This window comes from Pseudomonas sp. P106(2024) (assembly GCF_057480815.1).
In genome coordinates this window covers 365,420-388,235 of record NZ_JBLIYU010000004.1, presented here as the reverse complement: position 1 = coordinate 388,235, position 22,816 = coordinate 365,420, and the positions used below count along the sequence as shown (strand labels likewise).

Below are 22,816 nucleotides of genomic sequence, written 5' to 3'. Positions count from 1 at the left end.
GAGGCCTTGCCCGTGTCCCAGCCCGTTTCGTCCCAGCCACCACTCCAGGACTGCTACGACCTCGCCGTGATCGGCGGTGGCATCAATGGCGTCGGTATCGCTGCCGATGCCGCCGGGCGCGGTCTGAAGGTGTTCCTTTGCGAAAAGGATGACCTGGCACAGCACACCTCCTCGGCCAGCAGCAAGCTGATCCACGGCGGCCTGCGCTACCTGGAGCACTACGAATTCCGCCTGGTGCGCGAAGCACTGGCCGAACGCGAAGTGCTGCTGGCCAAGGCGCCACACATCGTCAAGCCCATGCGCTTCGTGCTGCCCCATCGCCCGCACCTGCGCCCGGCCTGGATGATCCGTGCCGGCCTGTTCCTCTATGACCACCTGGGCAAGCGCAAGCGTCTGGGCGCCTCGCGCGGCCTGCGATTCGGCCCAGGCTACCCGCTCAAGCCAGTCATCACCCGCGGCTTCGAATACGCCGACTGCGCGGTGGACGATGCTCGCCTGGTGGTGCTCAATGCCATGGCCGCCCGGGAGAAGGGCGCGCACATCCATACCCGCACCCGTTGCCTGCGCGCCGAACGCGTCGACGGCCTGTGGCAGGTGGAACTGCAGCATGCCGATGGCAGCCTGCAGAGCATCCGCGCCCGGGCACTGGTGAACGCTGCCGGCCCTTGGGTCGCCAGCTTCATCAAGGACGACCTCAAGCTCGATGCGCCGTACGGCATTCGCCTGATACAAGGCAGCCACCTGATCGTGCCGCGCCTGTACGAGGGCGAACACGCCTACATCCTGCAGAACGAAGACCAGCGCATCGTCTTCTGCATTCCTTACCTGGATCGCTTCACCCTGATCGGCACCACCGACCGCGAATACAGCGGTGACCCGGCCAAGGTGGCGATCACCGAACAGGAAACCGACTATCTGCTCAAGGTGGTCAACGAGCACTTCAACCACCAGCTCAGCCGCGCCGATATCCTGCACACCTATTCCGGCGTGCGCCCGCTGTGCAACGACGAATCGGACAACCCTTCGGCCGTGACCCGCGACTACACCCTGGCGCTGTCTGCCGCCCAGGGCGAGGCGCCGTTGCTGTCTGTGTTTGGCGGCAAGCTGACCACATACCGCAAGCTGGCCGAATCAGCCATGGCCGAGCTGCAGCCATTCTTCACCCAGATGCGCGGCAGTTGGACCGCAGGCGCACCACTCCCCGGCGGTGAAAGCATGACAACCGCACCAGCCCTGGTCGATGCGCTGGTGGCACGTCATGCCTGGCTGCCACTGGATATTGCCAAGCGTTGGGCCACGACCTATGGCAGCCGTGTGTGGCGTCTGCTCGACGGTGTCAACGGCCCCGAAGACCTCGGCCAGTCGATGGGCGGTGGCCTGTTCACCCGCGAGGTCGACTACCTGTGCACCGAAGAATGGGCCAGCAGCGCCGACGACATCCTCTGGCGTCGCACCAAGCTGGGCCTGTTCACCAGTGCGATCGAGCAACAGGCACTGGCTGACTACTTGCAGCAGACCCAGGGCAACCGCGTGCAGGCTGCCTGACGCCAAACTGCTAAAGCTTGGGTTCGATCATCATCCATGGGGCCGCTTTGCGGCCCCAATGCATCTGACTGATGCATCTGCGCGCAGCCATTCGTTCGGATTTCCGAATGCGCCACGTCCCATCCTTTCGGAAATCCGTACGACACATACTGTCGTAAAGGCATCAAAAAACATTAATCCCCAGCATTTTCGCGGCGTTATGATCGACATCAGAGCTTGGCACGACTCATGCTCTACACTTGGAAGCCGAATGCACCACGCTTCATGCTGTATTCGTTGAACGAAAGAGTCCGCCAACGGCTCCATAAAAAAAACAAACACGTCGAGGAAAATTTGATGCGCATCGTTCGTCAATTGCTGGGCGCCGCCATCGCGGCAGCAGTCATTTCGTCGCCGGTCATGGCCGAAGAACTGACCGGCACCCTGAAGAAGATCAAGGACTCCGGCACCATCACCCTGGGCCATCGCGACTCCTCCATCCCGTTCTCCTACCTGGCCGGCAGCACCGCACCGGTAGGCTACTCCCACGACATCCAGCTGGCCGTCGTCGACGCCCTGAAGAAGCAACTGGGCACCGACATCAAGATCAAGTACAACCTGGTCACCTCGCAGACCCGCATCCCGCTGGTGCAGAACGGCACCGTGGACCTTGAGTGCGGTTCCACCACCAACAACGTCGAGCGCCAGCAGCAGGTCGGCTTCTCGGTGGGCATCTTCGAAGTCGGCACCCGCCTGCTGACCAAGGTCAAGGATGGCCAGCCATCCTATAAAGACTTTGCCGACCTGGCCGGCAAGAACGTGGTGACCACCGCCGGCACCACCTCCGAGCGCATCCTCAAGGCGATGAACGCCGACAAGCAGATGAAGATGAACGTGATCTCCGCCAAGGACCACGGTGAAGCCTTCAACATGCTCGAAAGCGGCCGCGCCGTGGCCTTCATGATGGACGACGCCCTGCTGGCCGGTGAAATGGCCAAGGCCAAGAAGCCTGCCGACTGGGTCATCACCGGCACGCCACAGTCGTACGAAATCTACGGCTGCATGGTGCGCAAGGACGACCCGGCCTTCAAGAAAGCGGTCGACGAGGCCATCGTCGCCTACTTCAAGTCGGGTGAAGTCAACAAGAGCTACGACAAGTGGTTCCAGCAGCCGATCCCGCCAAAGGGCCTGAACCTGCAGTTCCCGATGAGCGACGAGCTGAAGAAGCTGATCGCCGAGCCGACCGACAAGGCGGCGGACGAGAAGAAGTCCTGACCTCCGGCAAATAGTGGCCTGAAGCGCCTCCGCGCGAATCCATCCAACAGGCCACTTAGTTAGTGTCTAACCTTTACATCCGAGGGCGTCGAACGCCCCCGGGTGTATCGAGGTGCCCGTGAAACAACCGTCTGAGGGGAAATCCCGATGAATTACAACTGGGACTGGGGCGTGTTCTTCAAGTCCACTGGCGTGGGCAGCGAAACCTATCTGGACTGGTACATCAGCGGTCTGGGCTGGACAATCGCCATCGCCATCTCCGCCTGGATCATCGCCTTGCTGCTGGGCTCGCTGCTCGGCGTGATGCGTACCGTACCCAACCGTCTGGTGTCAGGGATCGCCACCGCCTACGTCGAACTGTTCCGCAACGTGCCGCTGCTGGTGCAACTGTTCATCTGGTACTTCCTGGTGCCGGACCTGCTGCCAGAAGGCCTGCAGGAATGGTTCAAGCAGGACCTCAACCCGACCACCTCGGCACTGATCAGCGTGGTCATCTGCCTCGGCCTGTTCACCGCCGCCCGTGTCTGCGAGCAGGTGCGCACCGGCATCCAGGCGCTGCCCCGCGGCCAGGAGTCGGCCGGGCGCGCGATGGGCTTCAGCCTCCCGCAGATCTACATGAACGTGCTGCTGCCCCAGGCCTACCGGATCATTATTCCGCCGCTCACCTCGGAATTTTTGAACGTGTTCAAGAACTCCTCGGTGGCCTCGCTGATCGGCCTGATGGAGCTGCTGGCGCAGACCAAGCAGACTGCCGAGTTCTCCGCGAACCTGTTCGAAGCATTCACCCTGGCCACCCTGATCTACTTCACCCTGAACATGGGCCTGATGCTGCTCATGCGCATGGTCGAGAAGAAAGTCGCGGTACCGGGCCTGATTTCCGTGGGAGGCAAGTAAATGGACATGGATTTCAGTGAAATCATCCCGGCCCTGCCCGCCCTCTGGGACGGCATGGTCCTGACCCTGCAACTGATGGTCATGGGCGTGGTCGGCGGTATTGCCCTGGGTACCATCCTTGCCCTGATGCGCCTGTCGTCGAACAAGCTGCTAGCTAATATCGCTGGCGCCTACGTCAACTACTTCCGCTCCATCCCGCTGCTGCTGGTGATCACCTGGTTCTACCTGGCGGTGCCGTTCGTGCTGCGCTGGATCACCGGCGAAGACACCCCGGTGGGCGCCTTCACCTCCTGCGTCGTGGCCTTCATGATGTTCGAGGCGGCCTACTTCTGCGAAATCGTCCGCGCCGGCGTGCAGTCGATCTCCAAGGGCCAGATGGGCGCCGCGCAGGCGCTGGGCATGAGCTACGGCCAGTGCATGCGCCTGATCATCCTGCCCCAGGCGTTTCGCAAGATGACCCCGCTGCTTTTGCAACAGAGCATCATCCTGTTCCAGGACACCTCGCTGGTCTACACCGTCGGCCTGATCGATTTCCTCAACTCGGCCCGCTCCAACGGCGACATCATCGGGCGCTCCCATGAGTTCCTGATCTTCGCCGGTGTCGTCTACTTCCTCATCAGCTTCTCCGCTTCCTGGTTGGTCAAGCGCCTGCAAAAAAGGATCGCCGTATGATTTCCATCAAGAACGTCAACAAGTGGTACGGGGACTTCCAGGTGCTGACCGACTGCAGCACCGAGGTCAAGAAGGGGGAAGTGGTGGTCGTGTGCGGCCCGTCCGGCTCGGGCAAGTCGACCCTGATCAAGTGCGTCAACGCACTGGAACCCTTCCAGAAGGGCGACATCGTGGTCGACGGGACCTCCATCGCCGACCCGAAGACCAACCTGCCCAAGCTGCGTTCGCGGGTGGGCATGGTGTTCCAGCACTTCGAGCTGTTCCCTCACCTGTCGATCACCGAGAACCTGACCATCGCCCAGCGCAAGGTGCTCGGCCGCAGCGAGGCGGAAGCCACCAAGAAAGGCCTGGCCCTGCTCGACCGCGTAGGCCTCGGCGCCCACGCCAAGAAGCATCCCGGCCAGCTGTCCGGTGGCCAGCAGCAGCGCGTGGCGATCGCTCGCGCCCTGTCGATGGACCCGATCGTCATGCTGTTCGACGAACCGACCTCGGCGCTGGACCCGGAGATGGTCAACGAAGTGCTCGACGTGATGGTCGAGCTGGCCCACGAAGGCATGACCATGATGTGCGTGACCCATGAGATGGGCTTTGCGCGCAAGGTCGCCAACCGGGTGATCTTCATGGACAAGGGCCACATCATCGAGGATTGCCAGAAGGAAGACTTCTTCGGCAACCCCGAAGGCCGCCACGAACGCACTCAACACTTCCTCAGCAAGATCCTGCAACACTAAGCAGGCACTGCTGCCCGGCGCTGCCGGGCAGCGGATGCTGGTGGTGACAAGGCCACTGTGATGAAATGCGACCCCTCGCTCCTTCGCCCTGCCCAGCCTGCCGTGAAATCCCGTCTGATCCGCCAACTGCTCCTCCCGCCCCTGGTCATTCTACTGATGGTTGGGCTGGGCTTCGTTGGCTTCTTGATCAGCGAGAGCAACGGCATCCGCACCCTCAGCGAGAACGGCGAGCGCCAGCTGGAGCTGCACGCCCGTACCGTCGAAAGCGAAATCAGCAAGTACACCTACCTGCCCAGCCTGCTGGAGTTGGAAGACAGCGTCTCGCGCCTGCTCACCGACCCCGAGGCCGGTGACCGTCAGGCCGTCAACGAATACCTCGAGGGCCTGAACCGGCGCAGCCGCAGCCGGGCGATCTTCGTCCTCGACACCAACGGCAGGGTCCAGGCCACCAGCAACTGGCGCGACGCCGACTCCTTCCTCGGCGAGGACCTGGCGTTTCGCGCCTACTTCCAGGTCGCCGTGCGCGGCGAGCCGGGGCGCTTCTACGGCATCGGCAGCACCACCGGCGAGGCCGGCTACTACCTGGCACACGGGTTGGAGGAACACGGCAAGATCATCGGCGTGGCGGTGATCAAAGTTCGCCTGGACACCCTTGAGGAGCGCTGGCAGCGTGCCCGTCTGGAGGCCTTTGTCAGCGACGAGAACGGCATCATCATTCTCTCCAGCGACCCGGCCCGGCGCCTGAAATCAGTACGCCCGCTCACCCCGCAGATCAAGGAGCGCCTCGCGCGCAGCCTGCAATACTACTGGTGGCCGCTCAACGAACTGCAACCGCTGGCCCGCGAAACCCTGGCCGACGGCGTGGAAAAGCTCACCTTCCCGGCCAACAGCGAGACCGACCAGGGCAAGCAACGTGAAGTGTCCTACCTGGCCCAGACCCGCCGCCTGGTCGACACCCCCTGGCATTTCACCCTGCTCACCCCGCTGCAGGACCTGCGCCGCGAATCGATGATGCAGGGCATCCTGGTGGGCGTGGCCTTCGCCCTGCTGGCGATCCTGGCCATCGCCTGGAACGAGCGGCGCAAGGTGATCGCCACCCGCCTGGCCGCCCGCGAGGCCCTGGAAGAGGCCAACAGCCAGCTGGAACGCAAGATCACCGAGCGCACCGCCGACCTGCGCGCCAGCAACGAACGGCTCAAGGGCCAGATCCGCGAGCGCCGCCACGCCGAGCAGACCCTGCGCCACGCCCAGGACGAACTGGTTCAGGCCGGCAAGCTGGCGGCCATCGGGCAGATGTCCACCAGCATTGCCCATGAGTTGAACCAGCCGCTGGCGGCCTTGCGCACCCTGTCCGGCAACACCGTGCGCTTCCTCGAACGCGGCGCGCTGGAAACCGCCAGCGCCAACCTGCGCACCATGAACGACCTGATCGACCGCATGGGCCGCATCACCGCCAGCCTGCGCTCGTTCGCCCGACGTGGCGACGACAGCGGCCAGGCCTCGCTAGAAAAGGCGGTGGAGGCTACCTTGCAGGTGCTGGCCAACCGCATCAGCGCCTGCCACCTGCAACTGCACCGACAGTTCGACGATCAACTGCTGGCCATCGACCAGACCCGGCTGGAACAGATCCTGGTCAACCTGATCGGCAACGCCCTCGACGCCATGGCCACCCAACCCCTGCCGCAACTGTGGCTCGAAGGCGAGACGCAGGGCGACAAGTATCGCCTGCGGGTGCTCGACAACGGCCACGGCATCGATGCCGAGGCGCGCAAGCACCTGTTCGAACCTTTCTTCACCACCAAACCGGGCGAGCATGGCCTGGGCCTGGGCCTGACCCTGTCGGCGAGCCTGGCCACCGCCGCCAAGGGTACACTGAGCGTCGAACATCCCGCCGGTGGCGGCACCGCGTTCGTGCTTGCCCTGCCCCTGGTCACGCCCCCTAGCGAATTGGCTGAGCCTCTATGAAACAAGCACCTCTCACCGTCCTGATCGTCGAAGACGACCCGCACGTGCTGCTCGGCTGCCAGCAGGCGCTGGCCCTGGAAGACATCGCCTGCGAAGGCGTCGGCAGCGCCGAGCAGGCCCTGGAGCGCATCGGCGACGACTTTGCCGGCATCGTCGTCAGCGATATCCGCCTGCCGGGCATCGATGGCCTGGAGCTACTCAACCGCCTCAAGGCCCGCGACCGCAGCCTGCCGGTGGTGCTGATCACCGGCCACGGCGACATCGACATGGCGGTCGGCGCCATGCGCAACGGCGCCTACGACTTCATGGAGAAACCCTTCTCGCCGGAGCGTCTGGTCGAGGTGGTGCGCCGGGCACTGGAACAGCGCGGCCTGTCTCGCGAGGTATTCGCCCTGCGCCGCCAACTGGCCGAACAGAGCAGCCTGGAAGGGCGTATCATCGGCCGCTCGCCGGCCATGGAGCAACTGCGCGAACTGATCGCCAACGTCGCCGACACCTCGGCCAACGTGCTGATCGAAGGCGAGACCGGCACCGGCAAGGAGCTGGTCGCCCGCTGCCTGCACGACTTCAGCCGGCGCCAGGGCCAGCCGTTCGTGGCGCTGAACTGCGGCGGCCTGCCGGAGAACCTGTTCGAAAGCGAGATCTTCGGCCACGAGGCCAACGCCTTCACCGGTGCCGGCAAGCGTCGCATCGGCAAGATCGAGCACGCCAATGGCGGCACGCTTTTCCTCGACGAGGTGGAGAGCATGCCGATCAACCTGCAGATCAAGCTGCTGCGCGTGCTGCAGGAGCGCACCCTGGAGCGCCTGGGCTCGAACCAGAGCATCCCGGTGGACTGCCGGGTGATCGCCGCTACCAAGTCCGACCTCGCCACCCTGGGCCAGAGCGGCCAGTTCCGCAGCGACCTGTACTACCGGCTCAACGTCGTTACCCTGGAGCTGCCACCACTGCGTGAGCGTCGCGAAGACATCCTGCAACTGTTCGAGCACTTCCTGCAGCAATCTGCCCTGCGCTTCGACCGCGAAGCGCCAGCGCTAGACAGCCAGACCCTGTCGCGGCTGATGGCTCACGACTGGCCGGGCAACGTGCGCGAGCTGCGCAACGTCGCCGAGCGCCATGCCCTGGGGCTGCCCGCATTCAAGAAGGGCCCAAGCGGCGGCGCCAGCCAGGGCCTGGGTTTTGCCGAGGCGGTGGAAGCGTTCGAACGCAACCTGCTCAGCGACGCCCTGCAGCGCACCGGCGGCAACCTCAGCCAGGCCAGCTTGGAGCTGGGCATGGCCAAGACCACGCTGTTCGACAAAGTGAAGAAGTACGGCCTCGGCTGATCGGCAACCCCAATCCTGGAATGAAAACGTGGACCTGGTATTCAAAGCGGCCCTGGGCGCCGGGGTGGTGGTGCTCCTGGCAATCCTGTCGAAGACCCGCAACTATTACATTGCCGGCTTGGTGCCGCTGTTTCCCACCTTTGCCCTGATCGCCCACTATATCGTCGGCAAGGGGCGGTCGCTGGAAGACCTGAAGGCCACCATCCTGTTCGGCATGTGGTCGATCATTCCCTACTTCGTCTATCTGGCGACGCTCTACGTGCTGGTCGATCGCCTGCGCCTGGAAGCTTCGCTGGTGCTGGCCACTGTGGCCTGGCTGATGGCGGCGACAGTGCTGGTGAGCGTTTGGGTAAGGATGCATTGAACCTATCGCGAAACGATGCTGGAAGCGGGCCTGCGGCGAGAGCCTTTAAAGCCGGGCAATATGCGTGACATCCTGTCGATGCGCCTGCAGGTAGGGTAGAACCGCCCCCAACAACGGCGCCTTGAACGGCTCCTGAAAGCGATGCGCCAGCCCAGGAATCAGCCGCAACTGGCTACCCTGGATATGCGCCGCCAGATGCACCCCGTGCATCACTGGCAACAAGGGATCGGCGGTGCCGTGCACCACCAGCGTCGGCACCCGCAATTGATTGAGCAGTTCGACCCGGCTGGGTTCGGCAAGGATCGCCATGATCTGGCGTTTGGCCCCTTCCGGATTGAACGCCCGGTCATAGGCCACGGCAGCTTGTTCCAGCAGCGCGGCACGGTCATCCCGCACCTCGGGGCTGCCCAGTGCCGCCAGCAGATCGGCCTGCTGCTCGATGGCCACCTCGCGGCTCGGCGCACTGCGCCGCGCCAGCAACTGCACCAAAGCCGGATCCGGCGCCGGCAGGCCGGCAGCACCCGAACTGGACATCACCAGGGTCAGGCTGCTCACCCGCTCCGGGGCCATCGCCGCCAGGTGCTGCGCGATCATGCCGCCCATGCTCACCCCCAGCACATGAAACTGACGGATCCCCAGGGCATCCATCAGGCGCAAACCGTCACCGGCCATGTCGGTGAGGGTATAAGGCGCCGACACCGGCAGCCCCAGCTTGTAGCGCAGCAGTTCGACGGTCAGGTTGGCCGAGGCAGGCAGTTGGTTCCAGCGCGACAGGCCGACATCGCGGTTGTCGTAGCGGATCACCCTGAAACCCTGGCGACACAAGGCCTCGACCACATCGTCCGGCCAGTGGATCAACTGCCCGCCCAGGCCCATGACCAGCAACAGCGCCGGGTCACGGGGCGCGCCGACGCTCTGGTAGACCAGGCTCAGTTCACCCAGTTCGGCCCGTTGCACCGGCACATGGACGTCGCAGCGATCCTCGGCGAAACTCGCCGGCACGCTGACCAGCAGCAAGAAGAAAAGCAGTAAAGCCCGCATGAAAGAAACACCAGAATGCAGATCCCCAGTAGAGCGCGAGTCTGATGAAATCCGTTCGGGCGCGCTGCCACAAAACCGTGACAGTTTCGTGAACCCGGCCGAGCGGTCGTGTATATCCGGTTGTCGACAGCACAGAGCAACATGAGGGAAACTCAACGCCAACTCGTTTTAGTTCAAAGAATGCTCACGGAGCCGTCGTGCTGGAAATCCGCCACCTGAAAACCCTTCATGCCCTACGCGAAGCCGACAGCCTTGTGGAGGCCGCCGAGCGTCTGCACCTGACCCAGTCAGCGCTGTCACACCAGTTCAAGGAGTTGGAAGAGCGCCTGGGCCTGCCGCTGTTCGTGCGCAAGACCAAGCCCATCCGCTTCACCAGCGCCGGCCTGCGCTTGTTGCAACTGGCCGACGCCACCCTGCCGCTGCTGCGCGGCGCCGAACGCGATATCGCCCGCCTGGCCGGCGGCACCGCCGGACGCCTGCACATGGCCATCGAGTGCCACAGCTGCTTCCAATGGCTGATGCCGACCATCGACCAGTTCCGCGACGCCTGGCCGGAGGTGGAACTGGACCTGGCCTCGGGCTTCGCCTTCGCCCCGCTGCCGGCCCTGGCCCGTGGCGACCTGGACCTGGTGGTGACCTCCGACCCCGTGGACCTGGCCGGCATCACCTACGTGCCGCTATTCACCTATGAGGCCATGCTCGCCGTGGCCAACCAGCATGCGCTGGCCAGCAAGCCGTTCATCGTGCCCCAGGACCTGCTCGATCAGACCCTGATCACCTACCCAGTGGAGCGCGACCGCCTGGACATCTTCACCCGTTTCCTGGAGCCGGCCGACATCGAGCCGGCGGCGGTGCGCACCTCGGAGCTGACGGTGATGATGATGCAACTGGTGGCCAGCGGCCGCGGCGTGTGCGGCATGCCGCACTGGGCGCTGCACGAGTACAGCTCGCGGGGCTACGTGAAGGGCAAGCGCCTGGGCGAGAAAGGGTTGTTCGCCACGCTCTACGCCGCAGTGCGCACCGACATGCTCGATGCGCCATACATGCGCGACTTCCTGCTGACCGCCAAGGACACCTCGTTCGCCACCCTGGACGGGGTCAGCGCGGTACGTTGAGGCCTTCACGCCACAGCGGCAGGATCAGGTCGCGAGTCAGAGGGGCCAGATCCAGGTCCGTGGCCTGGTCGGCGGACAGCCAGGTCACCTCTTCGATTTCCGCCGCCGGGCTTACCGTCTCGACGCATTGGACGCGAAACAACTCGGCTTGCACTTCGAAGCCCGGTTCGTTGGCGGCCGGGGCACTGAAACGGCCCAGGTGAACGGCCTGGGCCGGATCGACGCACAAGCCCAGCTCCTCGTGCAGCTCGCGCACCAGCGCCTGGGCCGGCGACTCGCCCGCATCGATCTTGCCGCCGGGCTGCATGAACGCCTGGGTGCCGCGTTTGCGGACCAGCAGGGTGCGGCCTTGCAGGTCGATGAGCAGAGCGGCGGCGATACGGATGGTGTTGGACATACTGGACTCACGAGCAGATGAAGGGCCGCAGAATACCTGACCAGGCCCTATCGCGGGGCAAGCCCACGCGTAATCGGCAACTCCGGAACAGGCGGACGAACGGCCCCTTGCCAAGTCGCCGGCAACCCGCCATAACCAACCCATGAACCTCCCTGCCCCGCAACACCCGGTGCTCGGCCTGTTCCACCCCGCCGTCGCCACCTGGTTCCACCAGCGATTCGCCACGGTCACCGAGGCCCAGGCCGGCGCCTGGCCGTTGATCCACGGTGGCCAGTCGATGCTGCTGGCCGCCCCGACCGGCTCGGGCAAGACCCTCAGCGCCTTCCTCGCCGTGCTCGACGAGCTGTTTCGCCAGGGCCTGGCGCAAGGCGGCGAACTGCCGGCGCAGACCCTGGTCGTCTACGTCTCACCGCTCAAGGCGCTGTCCAATGACATCCGCTTGAACCTCGACGCGCCGCTCGCAGGCATCGGCGGGCAACTCGAACAGTCTGGTCTCAAAGCCCCGCGCATCACCACCGCCGTACGCACCGGCGATACCCCGCAGAAGGAGCGCGCGGCCATGCGCAAGCTGGCGCCGCATATCCTGGTGACCACGCCGGAATCACTCTATGTGCTGATGGGCTCGGCCTCGGGCCGCGAGGGGCTGGCCAACGTGCACACGGTGATCGTCGACGAGATCCACGCGCTGGCCGGCAACAAGCGCGGTTGCCACCTGGCGCTGACCCTTGAGCGTCTGCAGGCCCTGACTGGCCGGCCGCTGCGGCGCATCGGCCTGTCCGCCACGCAGCGCCCAGTGGAGCGCGTGGCGCGTTTCCTGGTCGGGCAGGAACGTCCCTGCGCCATCGTCGATATCGGCCATGCCCGCCATCGTGACCTGGCCCTGGAAGTGCCACCCGTGCCGCTGGGCGCGGTGATGGCCACGGATGTCTGGGACCTGGTCTACGACCGCCTCGCCACCCTCGCCCGCGAGCACCGCACCACCCTGGTGTTCGTCAACACCCGGCGCCTGGCCGAGCGCCTGACCCGGCACCTTGGCGAGCGCCTGGGCAACCACGCGGTGGCAGCGCACCACGGCAGCCTGGCCAAGGAGCATCGCCTGGCCGCCGAGCAGCGCCTCAAGGGCGGCGAACTGCAGGTGCTGGTGGCCACCGCCTCGCTGGAGCTGGGAATCGATATCGGTGAGGTCGACCTGGTCTGCCAGATTGCCTCGCCGGGTTCGATCGCCGCCTTCCTGCAGCGAGTCGGACGTTCCGGCCACCAGGTCGACGGCGTGCCCAAGGGGCGCCTGTTTCCCACCTCACGGGACGATTTGATCGAGTGTGTCGCCCTGCTCGACTGCGTGCGCCAGGGCGAGCTGGACGAACTGCACATCCCGGCGGCGCCACTGGATGTACTGGCCCAGCAGATCATCGCCGAGGTCGGCAACCAACCGTGGGAAGAACGGGCGCTGTTCGACCTGCTGCGCCGAGCCAGTCCCTACGCCCTGCTCGACGAAGGCCACTACCAGGCCCTGCTGCGCATGCTTGCCGAGGGCTTCAACGGTCGCCAGGGCATCCGCAGCGCCTACCTGCACCGTGATGCGCTGAACCACACTCTGCGTGGGCGGCGCGGCAGCCAGCTGACCGCCCTGACCAGCGGCGGCACCATCCCCGAAACCGCCGACTATGCCGTGCTGCTCGAACCCCAGGCGCTGAACATCGGCAGCGTCAACGAAGACTTCGCGGTGGAGAGCATCGCCGGCGATATCTTCCAGCTGGGCAACGCCTCCTATCGCATCCTGCGGGTCGAACCTGGCCGAGTGCGGGTCGAAGACGCCCACGGCCTGCCGCCGACCATCCCGTTCTGGCTGGGGGAGGCGCCGGGGCGCAGTGACGAGCTGTCCGCCGCGGTGGCCCGCCTGCAGCAGCGGATCGACCAGCAATTGCAGACCAGCGATGGTCCGCAGATGCGCGCCTGGCTGCAAGCGACCTATGCCCTGGATGAAAGCTGCGCCGCGCAACTGCTCGACTACCTGGGCCGCACCTGGCAGGTGCTGGGCGCCCTGCCTTCGCAGCAGACACTGGTCATGGAGCGCTTCTTCGACGAGTCAGGCGGTACCCAGCTGATCATCCACTCGCCCTTCGGCAGCCGGGTCAACCGGGCCTGGGGCCTGGCCCTGCGCAAGCGCTTCTGCCGTACGTTCAATTTCGAGCTGCAGGCGGCGGCCAGCGAGGACGCCATCGTGCTCTCGTTGTCCACTAGCCACAGCTTCGCGCTGGACGAAGTGTGGCGCTACCTGCACAGCCGCACCGCGGAGTCGATCCTGGTCCAGGCCCTGCTCGATGCGCCGCTGTTCGGCGTGCGCTGGCGCAGGAATGCGGCGGTGGCCCTGGCGTTGCCGCGCTATGTGGGCGGACGCAAGGTGGCGCCGCAGATCCAGCGAATGAAGGGCGAGGACTTGGTTGCCGCAGTGTTCCCCGACCAGATCGCCTGCCTGGAGAACATTGTCGGCGAACGCCAGATCCCCGATCACCCGCTGGTGCAACAGACCCTCGACGACTGCCTGCACGAGGCCATGGACAGCGAGGGCTGGCTGGCGTTGTTGCGGCGCATGGAAAACGACGAGGTGCGCCTGCTCAGTCGCGACCTGTCGGCCCCGTCGCCGCTGGCATCCGCCATCCTCAACGCTCGGCCCTATACCTTCCTCGATGACGCGCCCTTGGAGGAACGGCGTACCCAGGCCGTGCTCAACCGACGCTGGAACGAGGTGCACAGCGCCGACGACCTGGGTGCGCTGGACGGCGATGCCATCGCCGCGGTACAGGCCGAGGCCTGGCCACAGGCGAGCAACGCTGACGAAATGCATGAGGCGCTGATGAGCCTGGGTGCCATTGCCCAACCTGAAGTCGAGGTCAATCACGGTTGGTCGCAGCTGCTGTTGCAGCTGGCCAAGGCAGGGCGTGCCTGTCATCTGGATGTTGGGGAGCGACGCCTGTGGTTCGCCCGCGAGCGCCTGCAAGCGATGCGGATCCTGTATCCCGAGGCACGCCCGGCCCCGGACGTTGCGGTGCTGCCGGGTTTCGCCGATGTATGGGACCTCGACACGGCCCTGGTCGAGTTGCTGCGCGCCCGACTCAGTGGCTTCGGGCCGCTAACCTTGCCCGAGCTCATCGATCCGCTTGCACAGGCAGCGGGTAATGCCGAACAGGCCCTGGCCCGCCTGGAAGGCGAAGGCTATGTGATGCGTGGCCACTTCAGCCCAGGCCAGACCGGCCCGCAGTGGTGCGAGCGGCATCTACTGGCACGCATCCACCGCTACACGGTCAAGCGCCTGCGCCAGGAAATCGAGCCGGTCAGCCTGCAGGACTTCATGAGGTTTTTGTTCGACTGGCAGCACCTGGGCGGCGAAACACGCCTGCGCGGGCCGCAGGCGCTGGGCGAGGTGCTCGCCCAACTGCAAGGTTTCCCAGCCGCCGCCGGGGCCTGGGAAAGCGACTTGTTGCCGGCACGGATCAAGGGCTACAGCCCGCACTGGCTGGACGACGCCTGTCGCAGTGGCCAGTGGGCCTGGAGCCGGCTGGCGTCCACGCTGTCAGCCAGCACCCTGGCCAGCACGCCGCTGGTGCTGCTGCCCCGCGAGCACCTGGGACTGTGGCGCAGCCTGGCGCCCACTCCGGACCTCGAACAACTGGGTGCACGCGCACGGCGGGTGTTGCAGACGCTGCAGGAACAAGGCGCCTTGTTCTACGATGAGCTGGCCCACGAAGCTCATCTGCTACCCAGCGAGCTGGAGTCGGCCCTGCAGGAGCTGGTCGGATCGGGCTTGGCCAGCGCCGATGCTTTCAGTGGCCTGCGCAGCCTGATCACTCCGGCGGCCAAGCGCGCTTCGCGTAACAGCCGCCGCGGCCATCCGGCGCTGTCGAGCAGCATGGTCCACGCCGGACGCTGGGCGCTGCTGCGCCGTTCGAGCGTTGCGGTGGATGCAGGCAAGCGCCTGGAGCATGTCGCCCGCAGCCTGCTGCGCCGCTATGGCGTCGTCTGCTGGCGCCTGCTGGAGCGCGAGAGCGATGTGCTGCCGCCGTGGCGCGACCTGTTGCGCTGCTACCACCGCCTCGAAGCCCGCGGCGAGATCCGTGGCGGACGCTTTATCGCTGGGCTGGCGGGGGAGCAGTTCGCCTTGCCCGAAGCGGTGGGGCTATTGCGCCAGGTACGCAGGCGCTCACCGCAAGGCGAGCTGGTGGTGGTCAGCGGCTGCGATCCGTTGAACCTGGTGGGTACCTTGTTGCCTGGGGCCAAGGTACCGGCGGTGGCGGGCAACCGCGTCCTGTACCGGGAGGGTGTCGCGGCGGCCACCCGGGTGGCGGGCAAGTACCAGTTTCTTGTCGATGCGCCAGCCACCGAACAGGCACAATGGCGCCAGTATCTGTTGCGCGACGAACCGTCTGTTTGACTACGCGATCAACGCTTGGCCTGGAAACCGGCGAAGCGCTTGTTGAACCCGGCCACCCGCCCTTCGACCGTGGTCTTGCGCTGCTGCCCGGTGTACACCGGATGCGAGGCACTGGAGACATCCAGCGCCACGTACGGATAGGTCTGCCCATCGCTGTGCACCTGGGTGCGGTCGGTCTCGACGGTCGAGCCGATCAGGAAGAACACATCGGCGGCAGTGTCGTGGAACAGCACGGGGCGATAGGCAGGGTGGATACCAGCTTTCATGGGGGCAATCTCCTGTAAGTTATGGTTACTTTATAACATATCTCATCGCGAATGATTTTCGATACTCCAATTTTCATTTTTCCCCCAGCGCCCAAACGGGCTATGGTCGGGGTTTGCCCCAGGCCCCTGAGCCTGACCGAGCCATTCGCAAGGACACCGTATGAGCCTGTCACTCCTCAGCCGTTACGCCTTCTTCGCCGCCTGCGTGCTGTTCACCCTCGCCAGCCTGCCGTTCCTCGCCCACGACTGGTTGTGGCCGTTCACCCTGACCACCGGGGTACTCAGCCTGATTGGCGTGTTCGACCTGCTCCAGCAACGCCACGCGGTCCGTCGCAACTACCCGATCCTGGGCAACATCCGCTACCTGGTCGAGGGCATCCGCCCGGAGATCCGCCAGTACCTGCTGGAATCCGACAGCGACGCGCTGCCCTTCTCCCGCGCCCAGCGCTCACTGGTCTACGCCCGGGCCAAGAACGAAGCCTCGGACAAACCCTTCGGTACCTTGATCGACGTCTACGAGTCGGGCTTCGAGTTCATCGGCCACTCCATGCGCCCCGCGCCGTTGGCCGACCCGGCGAGCTTTCGCGTCAGCGTCGGCGGCCCGCAGTGCACCCAGCCGTACTCGGCGTCGATCTTCAACATCTCGGCCATGAGCTTCGGCTCGCTCAGCGCCAACGCCATCCGGGCCCTCAACCAGGGCGCCAAGCTGGGCAATTTCCACCACGACACCGGCGAAGGCAGCATCAGCCCCTACCACCGCGAACATGGCGGCGACCTGGTCTGGGAACTGGGCAGCGGCTACTTCGGCTGCCGCACCGCGGACGGCCGCTTCGACCCCGAGCGCTTCGCCGTCCAGGCGCAGAACCCGCAGGTGCGGATGATCGAAATCAAGATGAGCCAGGGCGCCAAGCCCGGCCATGGCGGCATCCTGCCCAAGCACAAGGTGACCCGGGAAATCGCCGAGACCCGTGGCGTCATGATGGGCGAGGACTGCATCTCGCCATCACGCCACAGCGCCTTCTCGACCCCGATCGAGATGATGCAGTTCATCGCCCAGCTGCGTGAGCTGTCCGGCGGCAAGCCGGTGGGCTTCAAGTTCTGCCTGGGCCACCCATGGGAATTCATGGGCATCGCCAAGGCCATGCTGGAGACCGGCATCCTGCCCGACTTCATCGTCGTCGACGGCAAGGAAGGCGGCACCGGCGCCGCCCCGGTGGAGTTCACCGACCATATCGGCGTGCCGCTGCGCGAGGGCCTGCTGTTCGTGCACAACACCCTGGTCGGCCTGAACCTGCGCGACAAGATCAAGCTCGGCGCCAGCGGCAAGATCGTCAGCGCCTTCGACATCGCCAGCGTGCTGGCCATCGGCGCCGACTGGGCCAACTCGGCGCGCGGTTTCATGTTCGCCATCGGCTGCATCCAGTCGCAGAGCTGCCACACCAACAAGTGCCCGACCGGCGTGGCCACCCAGGACGCCCTGCGCCAGCGTGCGCTGGTGGTGCCGGACAAGGCCCAGCGGGTGCTGAACTTCCACCACAACACCCTGCGCGCCCTGGCCGAGATGCTCGCCGCGGCGGGCCTGGAACATCCGGCGCAATTGGAGGCCAAGCACCTGGTGCGGCGCATCTCGGCCACCGAGATCAAGCTGTTCTCGCAGATGCACGTGTTCCTCAAGCCGGGCGAACTGCTCACCGGCGAGGTCAATGGGCAGTTTTATTCGCGGATGTGGCAGTTGGCCCGGGCCGACAGTTTCGAGCCGCATAGCGAGGTGGCGGCCTGATCGGCCACGCGATGAGGGCCATACAAAAACAAAGCCCCGGCACTGGCCGGGGCTTTGTTCATCAGGAGGCGGTACTCGCCACGCCTTGGGCCTCTTTCGGCGCCAGGCGGAAGGTGTAGTACAGCGCCGTCAGCAGCACCAGGAATGCCGGACCGATGTACAAGGCCACGCGGGTATCCGGGAAGTACGCCATCAGCCCCACCACCAGTACCAGGAACGCCAGCGCCAGGTACGAACTCAACGGCCACAGCCACATGCGGTATTTCAGCGCGTTGCGCTCGGCGGTACTCAGCCCGGCGCGGAACTTCAGTTGCGCCAGCAGGATCATCACCCAGGTCCAGATCGCGCCGAAAGTGGCGATCGAGGTCACCCAGACAAACACCTTCTCCGGCACCAGGTAGTTGGCCAGCACGCCCAGCAGCAGCGCGGCGATCGACAGCAGCAGCGCGTTGCGCGGCACGCCGCTCTTCGAGGTACGGGCGAAAGTGGCCGGGGCCTGGCCGTTCTGCGCCAGGCTGTAGAGCATGCGCCCGGTGCTGAAGATACCGCCGTTGCACGACGACAGCGCGGCGGTGATCACCACGAAGTTGATGATGCCGGCGGCGGTCTTGATGCCGAGGCGCTCGAAGGTCATCACGAACGGGCTGCCCTGGCTGCCGATCTCGTTCCACGGATAGATCGACAGGATCACGAACAGCGCGCCCACATAGAACAGCAGGATGCGCCAGAACACCGAGCCAATGGCCTGGGGGATGGTCTTCTGCGGGTTGCGCGCTTCGCCGGCGGTCAGGCCGATCATTTCCACGCCCAGGTAGGCGAACATCACCATCTGCAGCGACATCAGCACGCCGGTCACGCCATTGGGCATGAAGCCGCCGTTGCGCCACAGGTTGGAGATACCCATGGCCACGCCGTCGTTACCGAAACCGAAGGCGATGATGCCAATACCGCCGAGCACCATGGCGATGATGGTGACGATCTTGATCAGGGCAAACCAGAACTCGAACTCGCCGAACGCCTTGACCGCAATCAGGTTGATCGCGCCCATGCTGCCCAGGGCCATCAGCGCCCAGATCCAGCGCGGCACATCGGGGAACCAGATGCCCATGTAGATGGCCACCGCGGTGATCTCGGCGACGCAGGTCACCAGCCACAGGAACCAATAGTTCCAGCCGGTGAGGAAGCCCGCCAGGGGGCCGAGGTAGTCTTGCGCGTAGCGGCTGAAGGAGCCTGCCACCGGGTTGTGCACGGCCATCTCGCCGAGGGCGCGCATGATCACCAGGATGGCCAGGCCACCGATGATGTAGGAGAGCATGATGGCGGGGCCGGCCATTTCGATGGCCTTGGCCGATCCCAGGAACAGGCCGACGCCGATACAGGCGCCAAGGGCCATCAGACGGATGTGCCGTTCGCCCAGCTCGCGCTTGAGCGGGCCGCCCTGGACGGACGCGTCGTGGGCAGGATGGTTGCCGACTGGCATAGCAATACAACCTCATTTTGTTATTGGATTTGACCTTCGTGCAGCACCGACCACGCCGATAGGCGGGGCGTCGTCTCGCCAGGCCGCGTTGTGGGCGGCCTGTCCACCGGACGCGGGGCGCCGGCGGGTCGAAGGGGGCGAGCAGTATAGGAAGCCAATTGCAGGGCTTTTCACTATATAAAACGGGATATTTGGCGAGAATTCTCGGCAAAAAGCCCTTAACCGGAGGGGCATTCTGGCCTCGCTCCACCCATGCACAGGAATGGGGCAGCTACATTAACAACATTGCCGAAGAATGGAAGTCGCACCAAAGGCGCATGTTCATACGCTATCGCTCGAAGCTTCTTACAAATTTTTCACCAAACTTGGCCAGCGTCTAAGCTTCAGACAAGCAACGCGAAAACACCTGGCCGGACTCAAGACTATGGGCGCACTGTGGCAATCGGAACCAACCAGAACGGAAGCACCCAAAGCACCTCAGGCTGAAGCCCCCTTGCCCAAGACCCCACGTCAGCGCCGCCTGTGGTGGCGCCTGATCCTGCTCATCCTGTTGATCGGCCTGGTCGCGGTGGGCCTTGCCGCCTATGACGAATTCCAGACCTCGCGCCTGCAATCGCGTGAGTTCAGCCGCCTGGCCGGTACCCTCACCTACGCCCTTGAGCCCGGCCCGAGCGATGCCATCGTCTACCCGGGCGAGGGTCCGTTCGACAGGCGCCTGGGCTACAGCGCCCTGGGCGAATTCCTGCCGCGACTGCTCAAGCGCGACTACCTGATCAACCAGCAGGTGCGTTTCTCCCCAGCGCTGATGAACTACGTCGATCACGGCCTGTTCGTCCCCTATGTGGAGAAGATCCAGGCTGGCCTGTCGATCACCGACTGCCGCGGCGACATGCTCTATCAATACAACTACCCGCAGCACCTGTACCCGAACTTTGCGGCGATCCCGCCGGTGATGGTCAACAGCCTGCTGTTCATCGAGAACCGCGACCTGCTCGACCCGAAAGACCCGCAGAACAACCCAGCGGTGGACTGGCCACGCTTCGCCAAGGCCGCCTATAGCCAGGTGGCCAAGTACCTGGCCCTGCCCGGGCAGTCAGCCGGCGGCAGCACCCTGGCCACCCAATTGGAGAAATACCGCCACTCGCCGGACGGGCTGACCGTCTCAGGCGCCGAGAAGATCCGCCAGATGATTTCCGCCAGCGTGCGTGCCTACCAGGGCGGCCCCGACACCACCGAGGCTCGCGAGCGCATCGTGCGCGACTACCTCAACAGCGTGCCGCTGTCGGCGGTACCCGGCCACGGCGAGGTGCACGGCATGGCCGAAGGCCTGCGGGTGTGGTACGGCGCCGACTTCGACCAGGTCAACCAGGCCCTCACCTCCACCGCCAGCGACGAAAAGAGCATGGCCGAACGCGGCTTGGCCCTGCGCCAGGTGCTGTCGCTGATGATCGCCCAGCGCCGCCCTTCGCATTACCTGTCCAAGGGCCGCATCGAACTGGCCGAGCTCACCGATTCGCACATCCGCGTACTCGCCGCCAACGGCATCATCGAGCGTGCCCTGGCCGACGCCGCCCTGGCCAGCAAGGCGGTGTACCGCGACTGGGTGGCCCAGCCGACCATCGTGCCGATTATCACCAACAAAGGCATCAGCCTGGCCCGCAACCGCCTGGCAGCCATGCTCAACCGGCCGCTTTACGACCTCGACCGCCTCGATCTGTCGGCCACCAGCACCCTGCAGGCCGACCTGCAGGTGCAGGTCAGCCAGTACCTGAAAAACCTCGCCGACCCGGTATTCGCCGCGCAGATGGGCCTGATCGGCGAACGCCTGCTCACGGCCAAGACCACCGACCAGGTGAGCTACAGCTTTACCCTGTTCGAACGTACCGCCGACGGTTCGCGGGTACGGGTGCAGACCGACAGCACCAACCAGCCCTTCGACATCAATGAAGGCAGCAAGCTCGAACTGGGCTCCACCGCCAAGCTGCGGGTGCTGACCACCTACCTGGAAATCATCGCCGAGCTGCACGACAAGTATGCCGGCAAGCCGGCGGCCGAGCTGAAGAAGGTCCCGGTGGCCGAGCTCGACCGCATCACCCAGTGGTCGCTGGAATGGCTGATGCAGAACAGCAAGAACCAAGGCCTGGATGCCATGCTCGACGCGGCGCTCGAGCGCAAGTACTCGGCCAACACCGGCGAGGCCTTCTTTACCGGTGGCGGCATGCATGTGTTCAACAACTTCCGCAAGGAAGACAACAATCGCAACCCCACGCTCAAGGATGCCCTGCGCGAGTCGATCAACCTGCCGTTCATCCGCCTGATGCGCGACATCGTGCGCTACGTCACCTATCAGCAGCCGTTCAACCGCGAACCACTGCTCAGGGACGACAGCGATCCGCGCCGCCAGGAATACCTGGCGCGCTTCGCCGACCGCGAAGGCTCCAACTACACCATGCGTTTCTGGAAGAAGTACCAGCGCAAGACCTCGCAGCAGCGCCTGGACACCTTCCTCGACAGCATGCGGGTAACCCCGCAGCGCTTGGCCGCGGTGCACCGCTACCTGTTCCCCGAGGCCGGCCAGGAGACCTTCAACGCCTTCGTTCGCGCCCACAGCAAGGAAGACAAGAAGGCCATGGCCAAGCTCACCGACGGCCGCCTGGTGGAGATGTACGAAGCCTACGGCCCGGGCAAGTACGACTTGCCTGACCAGGGCTACATCGCCAAAGTCCACCCGCTGGACCTGTGGCTGCTCGGCTACCTGCTGAAGAACCCCGGCGCCTCGCTCAAGGACGCCCTCAACGCTAGCCGCTTCGAGCGCCAGGAGGTCTACGGCTGGCTGTTCAAGAGCCGCCACCAGGGCGCCCGCGACAGCCGCATCCGCACCATGGTCGAGATCGAGGCGTTCACCGATATCCACCAGCGCTGGAAGCGCGTCGGCTACCCGTTCGACCACCTGGTACCGTCGCTGGCCACCGCCATCGGCAGCTCCGGCGACCGTCCGGCCGCGCTCTCCGAACTGGTCGGGATCATCCAGAACGACGGCGTGCGCCTGCCCACGCTGCGCATCGACACCCTGCACTTCGCCCAGAACACCCCCTACGAAACGCAGCTGATCAGCGACCCGGACCGTGGCCAGCGGATTCTCCCGGTGGAAGTCGCCCGGGCGCTCAAGGGCGCCATGTCGCAGGTGGTCGACGCCGGCACCGCGCGGCGCATCTCCGGCAGCTTCAAGCTGCACGACGGCACCCCGCTGGTGATGGGCGGCAAGACCGGCACCGGCGACAACCGCATCGAAAGCTTCGGCGCCGGCGGCCGGTTGATCGGCTCGCGTTCGCTGAACCGCACCGCGACCTTCGTGTTCTTCCTCGGCGACAACCACTTCGGCACCCTTACCGCGTTCGTCCCGGGGCGCTCGGCAGAAGCGTTCACGTTCACCTCGGCGTTGCCGGTGCAGGTGCTCAAGGGCATGGCACCGATTCTCATGCCGTATCTGGAGCCGGGCAATCCCACCGCCTGCAAGGCACCACAAGTGGCAGGCCAGTCCTGAACCATCAAAAAAAC

16 protein-coding genes are annotated in these 22,816 nt (G+C 65.1%); 12 read left to right on the top strand and 4 right to left on the bottom strand.

Annotated elements, in window-relative coordinates; genetic code table 11:
* Positions 1 to 12 precede the first annotated feature (12 nt).
* The 8 genes from glpD to AC25M7_RS10155 all read left to right on the top strand — a co-directional run bounded on the left by glpD (position 13) and on the right by AC25M7_RS10155 (position 8,750).
* Positions 13 to 1,545, top strand: a complete 1,533-nt coding sequence (glpD, locus tag AC25M7_RS10190) for a glycerol-3-phosphate dehydrogenase (protein WP_062363533.1) — start codon at positions 13 to 15, stop codon at positions 1,543 to 1,545.
* 336 nt (positions 1,546 to 1,881) lie between these two features.
* Entirely contained in the window at positions 1,882 to 2,799 is a 918-nt protein-coding gene (locus AC25M7_RS10185; RefSeq protein ID WP_028690091.1) for a glutamate/aspartate ABC transporter substrate-binding protein, read from the top strand.
* A gap of 147 nt (positions 2,800 to 2,946) precedes the next feature.
* Entirely contained in the window at positions 2,947 to 3,693 is a 747-nt protein-coding gene (locus AC25M7_RS10180) for an amino acid ABC transporter permease (protein WP_028690092.1), read from the top strand.
* Positions 3,694 to 4,365: an amino acid ABC transporter permease gene (locus AC25M7_RS10175; protein WP_028690093.1), complete on the top strand. Its 672-nt coding sequence runs from the start codon at positions 3,694 to 3,696 to the stop codon at positions 4,363 to 4,365. It begins immediately after the preceding gene.
* Complete coding sequence (locus AC25M7_RS10170) at positions 4,362 to 5,096, top strand: amino acid ABC transporter ATP-binding protein (protein ID WP_028690094.1); 735 nt, start codon at positions 4,362 to 4,364, stop codon at positions 5,094 to 5,096. Before AC25M7_RS10175 ends, AC25M7_RS10170 begins: the two co-directional genes overlap by 4 nt.
* 60 nt (positions 5,097 to 5,156) lie before the next feature.
* Complete coding sequence (gene aauS, locus AC25M7_RS10165) at positions 5,157 to 7,061, top strand: two-component sensor histidine kinase AauS (protein WP_028690095.1); 1,905 nt, start codon at positions 5,157 to 5,159, stop codon at positions 7,059 to 7,061.
* Positions 7,058 to 8,386, top strand: a complete 1,329-nt coding sequence (aauR, locus tag AC25M7_RS10160; RefSeq protein ID WP_028690096.1) for a two-component response regulator AauR — start codon at positions 7,058 to 7,060, stop codon at positions 8,384 to 8,386. Before aauS ends, aauR begins: the two co-directional genes overlap by 4 nt.
* Positions 8,387 to 8,414: 28 nt before the next feature.
* Complete coding sequence (locus tag AC25M7_RS10155) at positions 8,415 to 8,750, top strand: GlpM family protein (protein WP_028690097.1); 336 nt, start codon at positions 8,415 to 8,417, stop codon at positions 8,748 to 8,750.
* Between the two features lie 45 nt (positions 8,751 to 8,795).
* Here AC25M7_RS10155 and AC25M7_RS10150 read toward each other — a convergent pair whose 3' ends face one another.
* Positions 8,796 to 9,791 (bottom strand): alpha/beta fold hydrolase, encoded by a 996-nt coding sequence (locus AC25M7_RS10150; RefSeq protein WP_486970993.1) that lies wholly within the window; start codon positions 9,789 to 9,791, stop codon positions 8,796 to 8,798.
* Between the two features lie 197 nt (positions 9,792 to 9,988).
* Here AC25M7_RS10150 and metR point away from each other — a divergent pair, with 197 nt between their 5' ends.
* Complete coding sequence (metR, locus tag AC25M7_RS10145) at positions 9,989 to 10,906, top strand: transcriptional regulator MetR (protein WP_028690099.1); 918 nt, start codon at positions 9,989 to 9,991, stop codon at positions 10,904 to 10,906.
* Here metR and AC25M7_RS10140 read toward each other — a convergent pair.
* Positions 10,890 to 11,303, bottom strand: coding sequence for an NUDIX hydrolase (locus tag AC25M7_RS10140; RefSeq protein ID WP_028690100.1), 414 nt, complete (start codon positions 11,301 to 11,303; stop codon positions 10,890 to 10,892). The two genes, metR and AC25M7_RS10140, sit on opposite strands and share 17 nt — an antisense overlap.
* Positions 11,304 to 11,445: 142 nt before the next feature.
* Between AC25M7_RS10140 and AC25M7_RS10135 the strand changes: the two genes are divergently transcribed.
* Positions 11,446 to 15,732 carry an Lhr family helicase gene (locus tag AC25M7_RS10135; RefSeq protein WP_486970992.1) on the top strand — a complete coding sequence of 1,429 codons (4,287 nt, stop codon included), beginning with the start codon at positions 11,446 to 11,448 and terminating at the stop codon, positions 15,730 to 15,732.
* Between the two features lie 8 nt (positions 15,733 to 15,740).
* Here AC25M7_RS10135 and AC25M7_RS10130 read toward each other — a convergent pair whose 3' ends face one another.
* Positions 15,741 to 15,998, bottom strand: a complete 258-nt coding sequence (locus AC25M7_RS10130; RefSeq protein ID WP_028690102.1) for a type B 50S ribosomal protein L31 — start codon at positions 15,996 to 15,998, stop codon at positions 15,741 to 15,743.
* A gap of 160 nt (positions 15,999 to 16,158) precedes the next feature.
* On the opposite strand from AC25M7_RS10130, the gene AC25M7_RS10125 reads away from it, so the two are divergent.
* Positions 16,159 to 17,778, top strand: a complete 1,620-nt coding sequence (locus AC25M7_RS10125; protein WP_028690103.1) for an FMN-binding glutamate synthase family protein — start codon at positions 16,159 to 16,161, stop codon at positions 17,776 to 17,778.
* A 61-nt stretch (positions 17,779 to 17,839) separates the two neighbouring features.
* Here the strand turns inward: AC25M7_RS10125 and AC25M7_RS10120 are convergent, their stop codons facing one another.
* Entirely contained in the window at positions 17,840 to 19,258 is a 1,419-nt protein-coding gene (locus tag AC25M7_RS10120; RefSeq protein ID WP_028690104.1) for an amino acid permease, read from the bottom strand.
* A 424-nt stretch (positions 19,259 to 19,682) separates the two neighbouring features.
* On the opposite strand from AC25M7_RS10120, the gene AC25M7_RS10115 reads away from it, so the two are divergent.
* The gene (locus AC25M7_RS10115) at positions 19,683 to 22,802 is read left to right on the top strand and encodes a transglycosylase domain-containing protein (protein ID WP_486970991.1); all 3,120 of its coding nucleotides are present in this window, start codon (positions 19,683 to 19,685) and stop codon (positions 22,800 to 22,802) included.
* Positions 22,803 to 22,816 lie beyond the last annotated feature (14 nt).